10 protein-coding genes, 1 tRNA gene and 2 pseudogenes are annotated in these 14790 nt (G+C 65.4%); 3 read left to right on the forward strand and 10 right to left on the reverse strand.

Annotation, left to right across the window (positions count from 1 at the left end; translation table 11 throughout):
- The first annotated feature begins 18 nt into the window (after positions 1-18).
- Entirely contained in the window at positions 19-546 is a 528-nt protein-coding gene (locus tag B0W88_RS10985) for a low affinity iron permease family protein (RefSeq protein ID WP_198937816.1), read from the forward strand.
- Positions 534-1781: an AI-2E family transporter gene (locus tag B0W88_RS10990; RefSeq protein WP_233151684.1), complete on the forward strand. Its 1248-nt coding sequence runs from the start codon at positions 534-536 to the stop codon at positions 1779-1781. The genes B0W88_RS10985 and B0W88_RS10990 overlap by 13 nt, the downstream gene beginning before the upstream one ends.
- 241 nt (positions 1782-2022) lie before the next feature.
- Here the strand turns inward: B0W88_RS10990 and B0W88_RS10995 are convergent, their stop codons facing one another.
- The gene (locus B0W88_RS10995; protein ID WP_077034704.1) at positions 2023-2922 is read right to left on the reverse strand and encodes a LysR family transcriptional regulator; all 900 of its coding nucleotides are present in this window, start codon (positions 2920-2922) and stop codon (positions 2023-2025) included.
- 133 nt (positions 2923-3055) lie between these two features.
- On the opposite strand from B0W88_RS10995, the gene B0W88_RS11000 reads away from it, so the two are divergent.
- Complete coding sequence (locus B0W88_RS11000; protein ID WP_077034705.1) at positions 3056-4075, forward strand: zinc-binding alcohol dehydrogenase family protein; 1020 nt, start codon at positions 3056-3058, stop codon at positions 4073-4075.
- On the opposite strand, the pseudogene B0W88_RS11005 reads toward B0W88_RS11000, so the two are convergent.
- From B0W88_RS11005 to B0W88_RS11050, 9 genes and pseudogenes are all read right to left on the reverse strand, one after another.
- A pseudogene (locus B0W88_RS11005) lies at positions 3968-4756 on the reverse strand (nucleotidyl transferase AbiEii/AbiGii toxin family protein). The gene B0W88_RS11000 and the pseudogene B0W88_RS11005 sit on opposite strands and share 108 nt — an antisense overlap.
- A complete protein-coding gene (locus B0W88_RS11015; RefSeq protein ID WP_077034708.1) occupies positions 4753-5499 on the reverse strand; it encodes a type IV toxin-antitoxin system AbiEi family antitoxin domain-containing protein in 747 nt (248 codons plus the stop codon). Before B0W88_RS11015 ends, B0W88_RS11005 begins: the two are co-directional and overlap by 4 nt.
- A gap of 140 nt (positions 5500-5639) precedes the next feature.
- A complete protein-coding gene (locus B0W88_RS11020) occupies positions 5640-8006 on the reverse strand; it encodes a DEAD/DEAH box helicase family protein (protein WP_077034709.1) in 2367 nt (788 codons plus the stop codon).
- A gap of 489 nt (positions 8007-8495) precedes the next feature.
- On the reverse strand, positions 8496-9803 hold the full coding sequence (locus tag B0W88_RS11025; protein WP_077034710.1) for an integrase arm-type DNA-binding domain-containing protein: 1308 nt from the start codon (positions 9801-9803) through the stop codon (positions 8496-8498).
- A 185-nt stretch (positions 9804-9988) separates the two neighbouring features.
- A tRNA-Phe gene (locus B0W88_RS11030) sits at positions 9989-10064 on the reverse strand.
- Between the two features lie 62 nt (positions 10065-10126).
- Positions 10127-10882, reverse strand: a complete 756-nt coding sequence (locus B0W88_RS11035; protein ID WP_077034711.1) for a response regulator — start codon at positions 10880-10882, stop codon at positions 10127-10129.
- A 19-nt stretch (positions 10883-10901) separates the two neighbouring features.
- Positions 10902-13205, reverse strand: coding sequence for an ATP-binding protein (locus tag B0W88_RS11040; RefSeq protein ID WP_077034712.1), 2304 nt, complete (start codon positions 13203-13205; stop codon positions 10902-10904).
- 243 nt (positions 13206-13448) lie between these two features.
- Complete coding sequence (locus tag B0W88_RS11045) at positions 13449-14078, reverse strand: DUF4390 domain-containing protein (protein ID WP_083748718.1); 630 nt, start codon at positions 14076-14078, stop codon at positions 13449-13451.
- Positions 14079-14090: 12 nt separating this feature from the next.
- Positions 14091-14790: pseudogene (locus tag B0W88_RS11050) on the reverse strand (16S rRNA (cytosine(967)-C(5))-methyltransferase RsmB); the annotation flags it as partial.

Genomic DNA, 14790 nt, shown 5'->3' on the forward strand with positions numbered 1-14790 from the left:
GTAGACGTGCTGGGCTCCATGCCGAGCACGAACACGCCCAGTTATGCGCGCCATTCCGCCGCGCTGACGCTGTTCGATCGCTTCTCCGCCCGCGTCACTCGTTGGGCCGGGTCGCCGTTGGCCTTCAGTGCCGCGCTCGCCAGCGTCCTGCTCTGGGCCGCCCTAGGCCACACCTTCGAATATTCAGAGAACTGGCAACTGGTCATCAACACGGGCACGACTATCGTGACCTTCCTGATGGTCTTCCTGATCCAGCAGGGTCAGAACAAGGACAGCGTTGCCCTGCACTTAAAGCTCAACGAACTGCTGGCCTCCAACAAGCAGGCCAGCAATCGGATGATCGGGATCGAAGACCTGGACGAGCAGGACCTGCGCGATGTGGCGGCCTTCTACGTTCGACTTTCGGAACGTGCCAAGAACGCTGGTGCCCAGAAGGAATCGCATTCGATCGACGATGAAGGTATGCCAACCGACGAGCACGTCGAGGGCCGCCTGAAGCCTCGTTCCACACCGCAGCCCGAATCGGTGGCGATGTGGACACCTTGACCGAATCGGCCGTCCAATCGGCGCACGTGGCTGCCGGGCATACCGATAGCGCCTCGGAAGCCGGACGGGCAGAGGCGCAGCGCGTTCTTCTGCACATGCCGGTTGACATCCGCAGCGCCTCTCTCGGTGTGCTCACCTTCTTGGCGACGCTGCTCGCGATGCAATGGGCCCGTGAGGTACTGATTCCCATCCTGCTCGGTGTCTTGCTGAGCTATGCGCTGACACCCGCGGTCACGAGAATCTCCGGCTGGGGCGTGCCTCGCGGCTTGGCCGCCGGACTGTTGCTGACCGCCATTTCGGTCGGCATGGCCTGGGGCGCTTGGTCGCTGACCGATGAGGTCAACGCCTTGGTAGAAACCTTGCCCCGCGTGACCCAGAAGGTGCGCGAACTGGCCCAGGGCAAGCGAGGCACGGTATCGACGATCGACAAGGTGCAGAAGGCCGCTGCAGAACTGGAGGCCGCGACAGTTGCCCCGGCGGCGTCTGACAGCGCATCCGCGCCGGCGTCGAAAGCGAGGAAGGACGCCCGGTCGGCCGGGCCGGATTTGCAGGTCGCAGTGCCGACCTCGCAGGCACACCCGTCAAGAATCGATGTGCGGGCCTACCTGCTCACGGGCACGATGGGAGCGGTGGCGCTGCTCGGCCAGTTGTCGGTGGTGCTGCTGATCGCACTCTTTCTGCTGGCTTCCGGCAACAGCTTTCGCCGCAAGATGGTCAAGCTCGCGGGCCCGAAATTTAGCCAGAAGAAGGTCACGATCGAAACCCTGGACGAGATCTCGGAACAGATCCAGCGCTACTTGTTGGTCCAGGTGGCGGTGAGCGTGCTGGTCGGTGTCGTTACGGGGATCACCTTCCTTGCTCTCGGCGTGGAGCAGCCGGCAGTCTGGGGCGTCGTGGCCGGGCTGACCAACTTCATTCCCTATCTGGGCGCGCTGATCGTCGGCGCCGGCTCGGCCGTGACAGCGTTGGTGCAGTTCGGCACCTTGGAGATGGCCCTGGCTGTCGGCGGCAGCACGATTGCGATCCACATGGTAATCGGCAATCTCCTGACGCCATGGCTGATGGGCAAGACCAGCCGCATGAGCCCGGTAGCGGTCTTCGTCGTCGTGTTGGTTTTCGGCTGGCTGTGGGGTATCTGGGGGCTCTTTCTCGGCGTGCCGATCCTGCTGGTCGTGAAGTCCGTGTGCGACCGCGTCGACGAACTGAGCGCGGTCGGCGAACTGCTCGGCGCATGAACACAACGTTCCAGCAAGGCGTCGTGAGTGCGCACGGCTAACCAAGCTATGCGACTTCACCCCCGGCTCAGGCGTCGCCGGATCGCATCGACCGCCAAAGGCGAGTCCGGAATGAAAGGGTGGGTGGCGGCGTGCACAGCCGGGACATCATCGAACAGATCTCGCTACCTCGAAAAAACCTGTTGACACTTCACAACTAGCCAAGAGATTCCGCTGCCCGCAGGTCAAGCAGTCTGTTCGCTCAAGACGCGTTCACAAGCCGCTCCACCATGAACTCGCGCAGGCCTCGCACCAGCGGTGTCACGTGTCTGCGATCGGGCACGACCAGGAAGAGTGGCGAGGCTTCCGTCGTCCAGTCCTCACACAAGACGACCAGACGACCTTGCGCGAGATCCTCGGCCACATCCGTGCGCGACTTGTAGGCGATGCCCTGGCCGAGCACGGCCCAGCGTCGCACCACGTCGCCATCATTGGCAACGTTTGCGCCCTTGACCTTAACCACAAGCTCGGCTTCACCGGTGCGAGTGAAGCGCCAACGGTCATGGACTTCATCGCCAAGCATGAAGCACAAGCATTGGTGCTCAAGCAGATCCCGAGGATGCTTGGGCCGGCCATGCCGCTCCAGGTAGGACGGCGCTGCACACAGGACGCGGCGGTTGTGAGGATCCAGCGGCAGCGCCACGAGCTCCGAGTCCACCGGCTTGCCGAAGCGGAAGGCCACATCCACCGGCTCGCTGTAGACATTCGCTTGTCGATCGGCCAGTAGCAAGCGCAGTTCCACGCCGGGATGCCGCGCCTGGAAGATCTGGAGCAGCGGCAGCAGTACGTTGCGGCCGAAATCCGAAGGCGCTGAAATTTTCAGCACGCCGCTAAAGGCCGAGGTGCCGTCGACCAGCCCCATGCTCGCCTGCTGCAAGGTGGCCAAGGCAGGGCGGCATTGCTCCAGGAATTGCTCGCCGGGCTGCGTCAGGCGCAGGCTGCGGGTGGAGCGCACAAAGAGCTGCACGCCAAGTTCGGTCTCCAGCCGCTTGAGGGCGGCGCTGGCGGCGGCCGGGGTCAGGTCCAAGGCGCGTGCGGCGGCCGAAAGGCTGCCGGCGTCGGCGGTCCGTACAAAAATGTCGAGGTCCTGCAGGGATGTCATGCTACGGCCCGGGTTGGCTTGATTTTATGGATTCATTTGAAAATTGATTCAAACGAAGGGGTGTTTTTCAAAAGGAAGGACTAGAAGAACATGAGGCCATCGTTCGTTCACCCCATCGCTGAAAGGCAATCCCATGAAAGCCGTTGGCTACAAGAAGCCTCAATCCATCGCTGCCCCGGGCGCGCTGGAGGACATCGTCCTGCCCGACCCGGTGCCCACTGGCCGCGATCTCCTGGTCGACGTGCGCGCGGTGTCCGTGAATCCCGTGGACACCAAGGTCCGCGCCAGCACGGGCCCAGCGTCTGGGCAGGACCACAAGGTGCTCGGCTGGGACGCCAGCGGCATCGTCAAGGCTGTCGGCTCCGACGCGACCTTGTTCAAGCCGGGTGACCGTGTCTGGTACGCGGGCTCGATTGCGCGCCCGGGTACCAACAGCGAACTGCACCTCGTGGATGAGCGCATCGTCGGCCACGCACCGAAGTCGCTGGACTTTGCCCAGGCCGCCGCGCTGCCACTAACGGCGATCACCGCGTGGGAGATGCTTTTCGACCGGCTCGGCGTTGTACCGGGCAAGCAGCCCAATCCGAAGACGCTGCTCATCATCGGCGCGGCCGGTGGCGTCGGCTCCATCCTGACCCAACTGGCGCGGCGCCTTACGGGCCTGACAATCATCGGCACCGCCTCGCGCCCGGAGACACAAGCCTGGGTGAAGGAACTCGGCGCGCACCATGTGATCGATCACGGCCGTCCGGTCGCGGAAGAACTCCGGCGCATCGGTTTTGCTAACGTCGACTACATCGTGAGCCTGACCCAGACGCAAGCGCACTACGCGCAGATCATCGAGGCCATCGCGCCGCAAGGGAAGTTCGGCCTCATCGATGACCCGGCCTCGCTCGATGCCACGCAACTCAAGCGCAAAGCCGTATCCCTGCACTGGGAGTTGATGTTCACCCGCTCGCTGTTCGGCACCGACGACATGATCGGCCAGCACCGTCTGCTCAACGAAGTGGCCGAACTCGTCGATGCGGGCCTGATCCGCACGACGCTAGCAGAGCGCTTCGGCGCCATCAATGCGGCCAACCTGATTCGCGCGCATGCGCTCATCGAGTCGGGCAAGGCGCGCGGCAAGGTGGTACTGGAGACGTGGCCCTAGGCGGTCATCCAGCTCGACCGGCTTGATGGTCATGCCGTCGAACTCGGCCTTGAACACAGCCTCCAAGGGCTTCTCCTTGGGAAACAGCACTTCGTGAGTCGGGCGGTTATGGCCGGCCAGGTAGACCACGAAGCAGTCCAGCAGCGGTTCCTGCCAGCCGTGCGTGTCGAGCATGAGTTGCACATCGAACAGATCGCGGGGATGTTGGCGATCCAGGGCTGCAACCAGCTTGCTGCCGTAGAGCTCCGGGTCGGCCAGTACAGGCACCTGGATGTCCGCCGCAAACATCTGCTGAGCGGCCGGCGTGAGTGAGCGTCGCTGCGGCGGCAGCACCGTGCCGCGGAAGACGAAGTTGACCTCGACCTTGACCTCCGCATCGGCGCTGCGAGCGAACATCTTGGCGTCGGTCCCGTCTCTGTTCCTACGCAGCTCGACCTAGTGCCCAAGGGAGGCCACGCGCTGCTGCGCCGCAGCGAGCTCGGTACCAATGGCTTGCAGGGCTTCGTCTCGCGCCAGGTCGTAGCGGTTGAAAACGACGTCGATGTCCACGGACAGACGCGGCGTGTCCTGCACGAAGAGATTGAGCGCGGTGCCTCCTTTCATGGCCAGCAAAGGCGTGTCGAACACGGCCGGCGCGATGTCGAGTAGCAACTGGACCGTGCGGATGTAGACGTCGTTCATGTCGGGCGCTTCAGATTGAGCCGCTCGCCGGCCTTGGTGGTCGATACCCAGCGGCGTCCGCCGCCCAGGCGCTCGCTGTGTTGACGAGCCAGGTCAGCCCAGGGCAGTTCCAGTTCCTCAGCCAACGTATGCGCCAGGCGCGCCACCTTGATGCGCTTGAGGTGCGACAGGAGCTCTTCCAGAACAGGCAGCCTCAGCGACCGCGCGCTCTCCATCAGGTTTCGGGCCTCTTCCAGTTCCTGTCCTTTGCCCACGTCGCTCAGCAACTCCAGCAGCGCCCGCTCCGGTGTAGAAACCAGGACTTCAGAATGCCCACCGGGCAGGGAGGCAAGGCCGGTGTTGGCACTCAGCCTCTCATCGAAGAGGTGGGTAGCCTGGTAGCCTGCAGCGAACGCAGCCGTGAACCACGCAGGCAACTTGGCCGGCTTGTCGCCCCAGAGGATGAGTTGCTCCCTGACGGCCAAGTTGTGCCGAACTCCGCGCCAGGCCAGTGCAGTCTTGCCGGCGACATGCAGGCCAGGCATGAGGGTCGCAAGCTGCGCCAGACTGGCATCGCGGTTCAATTGATCGCCGGGCAGGACATAGACGCCATGGCCCAGGCGGTGAAGCCAGCCCCCCTCGGCAAGCCGGGCGACTTGCTTGGCACTGAGGCCACGCTTCTGCAGCCAGGCAGAAGCCATCGGGGCGCCACGAGGCACCTCAGGCAATAGTTGACGGAATAGAACAGATGGAGAAGTTCCCATTTGGCGGGTATTTTATGAATTTTTTCATGCCAATGCCGAAACTTCGCCTAGATTGCAACGGGAGCACCTCTTGGCCGGCAAGGCGATCAGAATAAATCAAATTGAAAAATACCCGTCATACGGGCATTTTGTAGAAATTTCTATTCCAAATCCAAGACACCAGCTGCGTCTTTCTGGCCGACTCGATAGCCCATGGCGCGGTAACCCCGTTGCCGCTTCTCCCACATGCGCAGCAGCGCCGGATGCCCAGCGTCCACGAAGTCAATGATCCTCACATCGGCCTTGGCGGCATGCTCCCGATGCAAGCGCCCGGCGTACTGCTGCAGCGTCCCCGTCCAAGAAACCGGCATGGCCAGGACAAGGGTGTCGAGCGGCGCATGGTCGAAGCCCTCGCCCACCAACTTGCCCGTCGACAGCAGGATGCGCGGAGCCTCGGGCGGCAAGGTCTCCAATTCGGCAACCAAAGCCGCTCGCTGCTTCTTGGACATGCGACCGTGCAACACGAAGAACGCCGAGGTCAAACCGTCAAGGCCGGCTCGGATCGCCTCAAGATGCTCCGTCCGCTCAGTCAGAACCAGGATCTTGCGCCCACGCTCGAACGCCTCGCGCACCTCGCCCGCCACAGCCTCGGTCCTCGCCTTGTCGTCGGCGACAAAGCGGAAAACATCCTGGATGCCCGCCTCTCCCGGCAGATTGATCCGCGACGAATGGTAGCGCGGCACCACCTCCAGATCGTGCGGCGCTCCGGCCGGTTTCGCGGCCGTGAAGCGGATCGGGCCGCATTGCATGAAGATGATGGGCTGCTGCCCGTCACGCCTGATGGGAGTCGCCGTCAGGCCCAGCACGAACTTCGCTCGGGCCCGTTTGAGGATGGCATCGAAGGAGGCAGCCCCGATGTGATGGCATTCGTCGATGACCACATGCCCATAGTTCTCGACCAGGGGATCGACTTCGCCCTGCCGGGAGAGCGACTGCATCACGGCGATGTCGATCCTGCCCGTTGGCTTCGCTTTGCCGCCGCCAATGGTGCCGACCACCCCTTTGCCGACACCGAGGAATGCCTGCAGGCGCTCCTGCCACTGCTTGAGCAGTTCAGTGCGGTGCACCAGAACCAGGGTGTTGACGCCCCGGCGCGCGATGGCCGCTGCAGCGGCCACGGTTTTCCCGAAGGCCGTCGGCGCATAGAGTACCCCGGCATCGTGGCGCAGCATGGCCGTGACGGCCTCCTCCTGGTCCGTGCGCAAGGTGCCGGCAAAAGCAAGCGCAAGCGGCTCGCCAGCAAAACGCTCATCGCGCAAGTTGCAGCGGATGCCGTTGTCCTTGAGCAGCGCCTGTACCGCATCGAGGCAGCCTCGCGGCAAGGCGATGTGTCTAGGGTAGTTCTCGGCGTTGCCGACGACGCGGGGCTTATCCCACACCGACATCCGCATAGCCTGGGCCTTGTAGAACTCTGGGTTCTGGAAGGCTGCCAGCCGGATCAGGCGATTGGCCAGCGCCTGGGGCAGTTGCTCCTTCTCGAAATAGATGAGGTTGGCTAGCGTGACGGTCAGCACCGCCGGCATTGGCCCGGCAAGTCGCAGGGCAGCAGCACTGGTCCGCTTCCACGGTGTCGACAGGTCCTCGTCTTCGATGAACGTGACGTCCAGGGGATGGGTGCCGCCGGTCGCGCGAAGAATGGTGGGCTCGATATCATGCGCCGGCATGCGCTGGATCGCCGCCAGGAAGGCCCATTGGTCCGGGTAGGGCTGCAGGGTCGCATCGACGAAGACGCTGCCCCCCTTGTCTCGGGCCTCCTTCTGCAGCGGCAACGCGATCAGGTTGCCAAACCCGCCCTTCGGCATCGAGTCCTGATTGGGAAACAAGCGGTCATAGGATGCCAGCCGCAGCTGCCGGGTGCGAGTACAGGTGTGACTGATGATGGCCGTGCCGAGACGGCGGGCGTCGCGGGCCGACACACGGCTCGCGAAGAACACCCAGGTATGCGCACCTTGCCCAGACCGGGAAACCTCCAGAGCAGCCGGCACGCCCAACTCCTCGCAGGGTTGCACGAAGGCGCGGGCATCGTCGCGCCAATCTGCTTCATCGAAGTCCACCGCCAGGAAGTGGCAGGTGTCATCTTCCAGCAGCGGATAGACGCCGACCGTGTGCTCGCCCGCCAGATGTCGGTAGACCACCGCATCGGACAACGGTATCAACAGGCGGTTGCTGCAGTCGCCGCATTTGATGCGCGGCTTCTCGCATACCCCAGCGCGCCACTCGTTGGCGCAGGCCGGGGCGTAGCCGGACTTGCCCGTGGTTTTGCTTTCCCAGCGTATCGGATAGACGTCCATGCGTCCGCGGAACAGCCGACGGAACAACGCCACCTTCTCATCCGTGGAAAGCCGCACCGGCTCCGACACGACGGGCGCCGGCGAATGCGGCGCGCGCCATTCGATGCCGTGCGCTTTGAGCAAGGCAGTCAGGCGCGCGTTCTCGACCTGAAGTGCCGCCAGTTCATCGTGTCCCACGTTCAAATCCGTGCCACGCCGCTTACCCCTCCAAGACTACCCTGGACCGACCATGAAAACACCTGCGCAAGGCAGCTGAAGCCCTCGCCTACACAGCCCCGCCGCGGCGCCGTCTCGACATACTCTCCACGTACGACTTGGAAGCGCGCGCGGCGCGCCCAAGCATTTGCCGAGTCCAGAGCGTGATGCCGGTATATCCCGCGCTCGGCGCCAACGCGAACCATTCTGCATCCGCTGCCTCCGTACCGCCGAAGTCTTCCAGCAGTCAGCCGGCACGATCGGGGTGTCCGACCTGGCTGGACGATTGGGAGCGCGAGTAGATTGACCTACAAGATCGTCATTGGCAGCGCGACGAGAACATGTCAAATCCCCGCAGAACGCAGGCTGCTCAAAACGATGGCAGGCAAAGGCAAAAGCCCGCCAATGCGTGCGCCGGACCATTCATCTACAGGCGCTCCCCCGACTTACCCACAGGAACTGTGAACAAGTTCAACGTCGCCCGACGCGCGGCACATGACGCGGGTAGCGCAGAGAAGCAGACCCCAGCGGCAACACCTCCTTGCCATCGGCCAGATCGTCCAGCAGGTCCGCCCACATCTGAACCATCTTCCGCCGCTGCGCGAGGTGAGTCGCGCGGTCATAGCTTCCGCCGAGTTCCTCGTCGGACACGTGTGCCAAGTGCCTTTCAATCACCTCACGGTCCCATCCGAGCAGTTCGCGGATCAATGTCCTAGCTGTAGCCCGGAAGCCATGCCCGGTGATCTGCTCCTGCGTGTCGTACCCGAGGGTTCGCAGCGCGGCATTGATGGTGTTGTCGCTCATGTAGCGGGTGGCTTCTGACCGCTTGGCCATGCTGCGAAAGATCGGGCCGGTCGGGCCCGTCAGCGGCTTCAGGTCTTCCAGGATGTCCATGGCCTGGAGCGGCAGCGGCACCAAGTGCGCTGGCGTCCTGGAGTCGCGTTTCTGCCACTCGCGCAGCTTCATCTTCTCCGGCGGGCAGCGCCACAGCTTCTGCTCGAAATCGATGTCCTCCCAGTGCGCCAGACGCAGCTGCCCGGGCCGCTGGAAGAGCATCGGCGAGAGGCGCAAGGCAGCACGGGTGATGACGTTGCCCTTGTACGCCGCGATATCGCGCAACAGGCGTCCGAGTTCGTCCGGATCCGTGATCGCCGCGTAGTGACGCGACCGCGGCGCAGGCAAGCCGCCCGTACGGCTGTTGACGAAGTTTTTCGAGGGTTCCAAGGCGCCAACGTCGACAGCGTACTGGTAGACGTGCACCACGGCCTCACGAACCCGCTGAGCGGTCTCCAGGTGCCCACGCTCCTTGATGCGATGAAGGCACCGGACGAGTTCCGTCGGCGCGATGGTGTCCATGCCGAAGCGACCCAGCCACGGAAATATGTGGATCTCGAGATGGCGGATCACCTTTTCGGCATAGCCAGCGGACCACTGACGGTCCTTCTGCGCTTGGGCGTGCCAGGCACGCGCCGTTAGCTCAAAGGTATTGAGGTGGGCAACGCGCTGACGCTCGTCGTCCTCGCGACGTGCCTGCCGGGGATCGACGCCTCCGGACAGCTTCTCGGCTTCTGCGCGCGATTTTTTTCGGGCCGCCGCCAGCGATACCGTCGGATAGTGCCCAAGGCTCAGCTTGGCTTCCTTGCCCCAACGCTTGTAGCGATAGACCCAGACCTTCGCGGTTGGGCGTACCCGCAGGTACAAACCGTCGCCATCGGCGAGCAGGTATTCCTTGTCGCGCGGCTGCGCTGCCTTGATCTGAAGCTCGTTAAGTTGCCCCATGCATGTACCCAAAAATCGACTGCGGTTGAAAAGCAGTCTGGGGTACACCAGCAGGTACGCGCAACGACGGGATTTAGCGGGATCGCTTGAGACTTCCTGAGCCGCCTTTTTCAGGCTAAGCCCTTGATGTGCAAGGGCTTTTTAGCTTTCTTGGGATCTCTCGGGATCAACCGAAAAGAGGTGGGTGGTGGCCTGGGGCGGAATCGAACCACCGACACGCGGATTTTCAATCCGCTGCTCTACCAACTGAGCTACCAGGCCATCTGTCTTTCTTGCTGCTCGTTGCCGATCAGCGAAGACCGCGACTATAGCATAGGAAAAAGCTAGATGCCAACTCCGCGCTTGTTGCGGCTGAGATCAACGCCCAGTTGCTTGAGCTTGCGATACAGGTGCGTGCGTTCCAGGCCGGTCTTCTCGGCGACGCGGGTCATCGAGCCGTTTTCCTTGGCCAGGTGGAACTCGAAATAGCTCTTCTCGAAGGCGTCGCGCGCCTCGCGCAGCGGGCGGTCGAGTTCGAAGCTCTGCTCGGAGGCGAGGCCTGCCGGCTGCTGCTGCATCAGCGACTGCGAGGGCAGGCCGCCCAGGTTGGCGGGCGCGACATGCGTGCCGGCGCCCAGCGCGCCCGCGTTGCCGGCCACGCCCAGCGCCAGGTTGTCCGCGCGGCCGTTGTAGGCGCCGGCCGGCGGCAGGCTGCCCGGTGCGGCCGGGCGCGGCGTGTTCTTGACCAACGCCTGCTCGACGGCGCGCAGCAGCTTCTGCAGCGTGATCGGCTTCTCGAGGAAGGCGATGGCGCCGAACTTGGTGGCCTCCACCGCGGTGTCGATGGTGCCGTGGCCGCTCATCATGATGACCGGCATCGTCAGCACGCCGGCGCCGCCCCACTCCTTGAGCAGCGTGATGCCGTCGACATCGGGCATCCAGATGTCGAGCAGGACGAGGTCCGGTCGCAGCCGTTCGCGCACGGCGCGCGCCTGGGCGGCGTTCTCCGCCAGTTCGATCGTGTGACCCTCGTCGCTGAGGATTTCGGACAACAGGGCGCGGATGCCCAGTTCGTCGTCGACTACAAGAATGGTTGCCATGGATACCTGGTTCAGCCGGTCACGCAGGCCGCGCCGGAAGGCCGCCTGCTTCGCTCGCCGTCGGTGCTGCAGAGGCCGCGAGTTTTGAAAATGATAACGAAACTTGCGCACCCGTAACCGGCAACGCGTCGTCGCCACCCTCATGAACATTGGCCAAACGGATGCGCGCGCCGTGTTCTTCGGCGATCTTCTTCACCACCGCAAGGCCCAGGCCGGTGCCTTTGCTCTTGGTGGTGACATAGGGTTCGAAGGCTCGCTTGAGCACCTTCTCGGCGAAGCCGGGGCCATTGTCGATGACCAGCAGCCGCAGCGAACGCGGCTCGCCCGCCTCGGTGAAGGTCTGCTGGGTGCAGACGCGCACCTGGCCGTCCGGCCGGTCGTGCACCGCGTCCAGCGCGTTCTGCACGAGGTTGTGGATGACCTGGCGCAGCTGGCTCGCATCGCCGGTGATCAGGCTCGGATTCAGCGCCAGCTCGGCATGCAGCCGGCCCTGTTCCTGGCTCTCGGCATAGAGCGTGAGCACCTCCACCACCAGCGCGTTCAGGTCCAGCGGCTTGAGCTGCGCCGACGGCAGGCGGGCGTAGTCGCGGAACTCGTTGACCAGCTGCTTCATCGCCTGCACCTGGTTGACGATGGTGCCGACCGAGCGGATCAGCATCGCCTGCTCGGCGCCTTCCAGCCGCGATTCGAGCTTGTGCTGCAGCCGCTCGGCGGAGAGCTGGATCGGCGTCAACGGGTTCTTGATCTCGTGCGCCAGGCGCCGCGCCACTTCGCTCCAGGCGGCCGAGCGCTGGGCGGAGACGACCTCGGAGATGTCGTCGAACACCATCAGCCGCGCGTCGTGCGGCAGCTGGGCGCCGCGCACCAGCAGGGTCAACTGGTCCTGGCCCATGTCCAGCTGGACTTCGAAGGCGTCCTGCCAGTGCTCGGCCTCCTCGCCATTGCCCGGCAGGTCGAAGCGCTGGCCGATGGCTTCGGCGAAGGCGTGCAGCTGCGGCAGCTCGTCCATGCGCCGGCCGCGCCAGGCCGACAGCGGCAGACGCAGGATGCGGGTGGCGCCGGGGTTGACGGTGTCGATGCGGCCGTGGGCGTCGAACACGATGACGCCCGCGGTGAGGTTGTCCAGGATGGTCTGAAGATTGGTGCGCGCGCTCTCCAGCTGGGCCACGCTGCGCTCGACCATCTCGCGCGCGTCCGACAGCTGGCCGGTCATGTCCGCGAAGGAGCGGGTCAGGCCGCCAAGCTCGTCGCGCGAGGTCAGCACCGGCTTGGCCGAGAGGTCGCCCTGTGCCACCTGGCGCACGCCGTCGGCCAGCAGCAGCAGCGGGCGCGCGAGCTGGTTGCCCAGCGTGATGGCCAGCAGCAAGGCCGCGAACACGGCCAGGATCAGCACCAGCGTCAGCGTGCCGAGGTACATGCGGCGCAGGCCGTCGCGCTCCAGCGCGCGCAACTGGTATTCGCTGCTGGCCGTCTGCACGGCCAGCGCATTGGCCAGCACCAGGCTCGGGATGCGCTGCACGACCATCAGAAAGCGCTCGCTGCCGCCGCCGCCGCCCAGCTTCAGGTCGGCACTCGGCAGCAGCGCCAGCGCGCGGATGCGGGCCTGCCCCTGCAGCGCCAGCTGCTCGTCCTCCAGGCCCTCCATCTGGCTGGCGACGCTGGCGTTGCGGGCCTTGGCCAGCAGTTCCTTGGTCGGCCGGTCGGGCGCCAGCGAGCTGGTGTCGCCGCCGCTGGAGACCAGGATCTGCCCGGTGTTGCCGACCAGGGCGACCGTGCGCGCCCCGATCTGCTCGCGCAGCCGTTCCAGCGCGAGCAACTGCGTCGCGGTGGTCTGGCTGGCCGCATCGCTGGCGACGCGTTCGGCGGCGTCGCGGGTCTTGTTGGACAGGTCGTTGACCATGCCGTCCAGCGTGCCGCGGCCCAGGTTCAGGCCCGCCTCCAGCGCGCTGGCCAGGCCCACGTCGAACCAGTTCTCGATGCTGCGGTTGACGAAGGTGTAGGAGACGCCGTAGATCATCACGCCCGGCACCACGCCCACCAGCGCGAAGATGCCCGCCAGCTTCAGCAACAGCCGGCTGCCGAAGCGCCCGCGCCGCACGCGGATCGCCAGCCGCACCGCCGCCACCGCGATCACGATCACCAGCACCGCGGCCACCGCCGCGTTGAGCCAGAACAGCCAGAAGTAGTGCCGCTCGAAGAAGCCGCGCTGCGCGGTGGCGCCGATCGACAGCAGGAAGGCCAGCACGCCGCCCACGCCGGTGACGGTCACCAGCGAGATGACCCAGGCCCAACGCGCTGCCAGGAGGCTGTCGGGCTTACCCATGGCAACGCGTTGCGCGAGATGGGGCACAGGCAAGGCGCCAAGCGCAAGCCGGACCTCTGTCCGGCGAGCATTGGCAACGCCGGCTGTGCCCCATCTCGCGCAACCCTTCGGGCCGCCGCCCGGGCCTGCCATGCTGCGTTGCAGACTCGTTGTGTGGCGCGGCCACACGGCCTCGTCCGCGCCTTGCCTGGCAGGCCCGGGCGGCGGCGCGTTGCCATGGGTAAGCCCGACAGCCTCCTGGAGTCATGGCGAGATCGACAGCGGGGTCAGGTCAGCGGCCAGCTGCACCGTGCGCTCGGTGGAGAGACCGAAGCCCTGGGCGGGGCCGAGGTCGATCTGCATCGGCCGGGGCAGCTGGGTGGTGTCCAGCCGGTAGCTGAACTCGAGGTAGTAGCCGCCGTCGCCGTCCAGTTCCTTGGCATCGGCGACACGCCAGTTGGCCACGCCGCGCAGCGAGGCCAGCGCCTCCGGCAGGCTGGCGAAGCTCTGGTTGAAGGCGCCGCTGGTGACCTTGTACTGGCGCAGCAGCGGCTTCCATTCCAGCCGCCAGCTGCGCGTCACCCGGCCGACGCGCGAATCGCGCCAGTACCAGCGATGGCGCAGCAGTTGCACCTCGGCCAGGAAATAGATCGGGACGCCCTTCATCAGTGCGTCCTCGGCCGGGCGGGTCAGCTCGAAGCGGGTGGAGAAGCTCAGCTCCAGGCCCTCGTCGCTGCGGTGGGTGCTGAACTGGCTCAGCTCCACGCCGTCGGCAGCCGCCAGCGCCGACGAAGGCAGCGTCGCCAGCCAGCAGGCCAGTGCCAGCGCGAACGCCCGGCACCATAGGCGGCCGGGGCGCAGCAGGGCGCGGAGGACGTAAGGAAGCAGGCTCAACGACGCACTCGGTCAGGACTTCTGGAGCAGTGCGTAATAGAAGCCGTCAATGATCGAAGGCCCCGCCGACGCAGCCGCGGATTGCGGACCATTGTCGGCCAGGGGGAGCAGATGACCGGTCACGCTGGCCACATCCAGGCGGCTTGCACCAGTTTGGCGTTGCAAAAATGCGTCGATTTGGTTCACCCCCTCGGCCTTGAAGATCGAGCAGGTGGCGTAGACGAGCATGCCGCCCGGTTTGAGCGTTAGCCACAGCGCATCGAGCAGCTCGGCCTGGATGCGGGCCAGCTGGGCGATGTCCTCGGCGCGGCGCAGCCAGCGCACGTCGGGGTGGCGGCGCACGATGCCGGAGGCGCTGCAAGGGGCGTCGAGCAGGATGGCGTCGAAGGGTGTTCCGTCCCACCAGGCGGCGGTGTCGCGGGCGTCGGCGGCGCGCACCTCGGCCTTGAGCTTCAGGCGCTCCAGGTTCTGCGTGACGCGGCTCAGGCGGCCGGCGTCGGCATCCAGCGCCAGCAGGTCCAGCCCGGGCTGCAGCTCCAGCAGGTGCGCGGTCTTGCCCCCGGGCGCCGAGCAGGCGTCCAGCACGCGGGCGCCGGCGGGCAGCGGGCGCTGCGAGAACAGCAGCGGCGCGGCCAGCTGGGCCGCCACGTCCTGCACCGAGACCCGGCCCTCGGCAAAGCCGGGCAGCGCGGTCACCGGCACCGGCTTGTCC

Source organism: Pelomonas sp. KK5 (assembly GCF_001984095.1).
Classification (GTDB): Bacteria; Pseudomonadota; Gammaproteobacteria; order Burkholderiales; family Burkholderiaceae_C; genus KK5.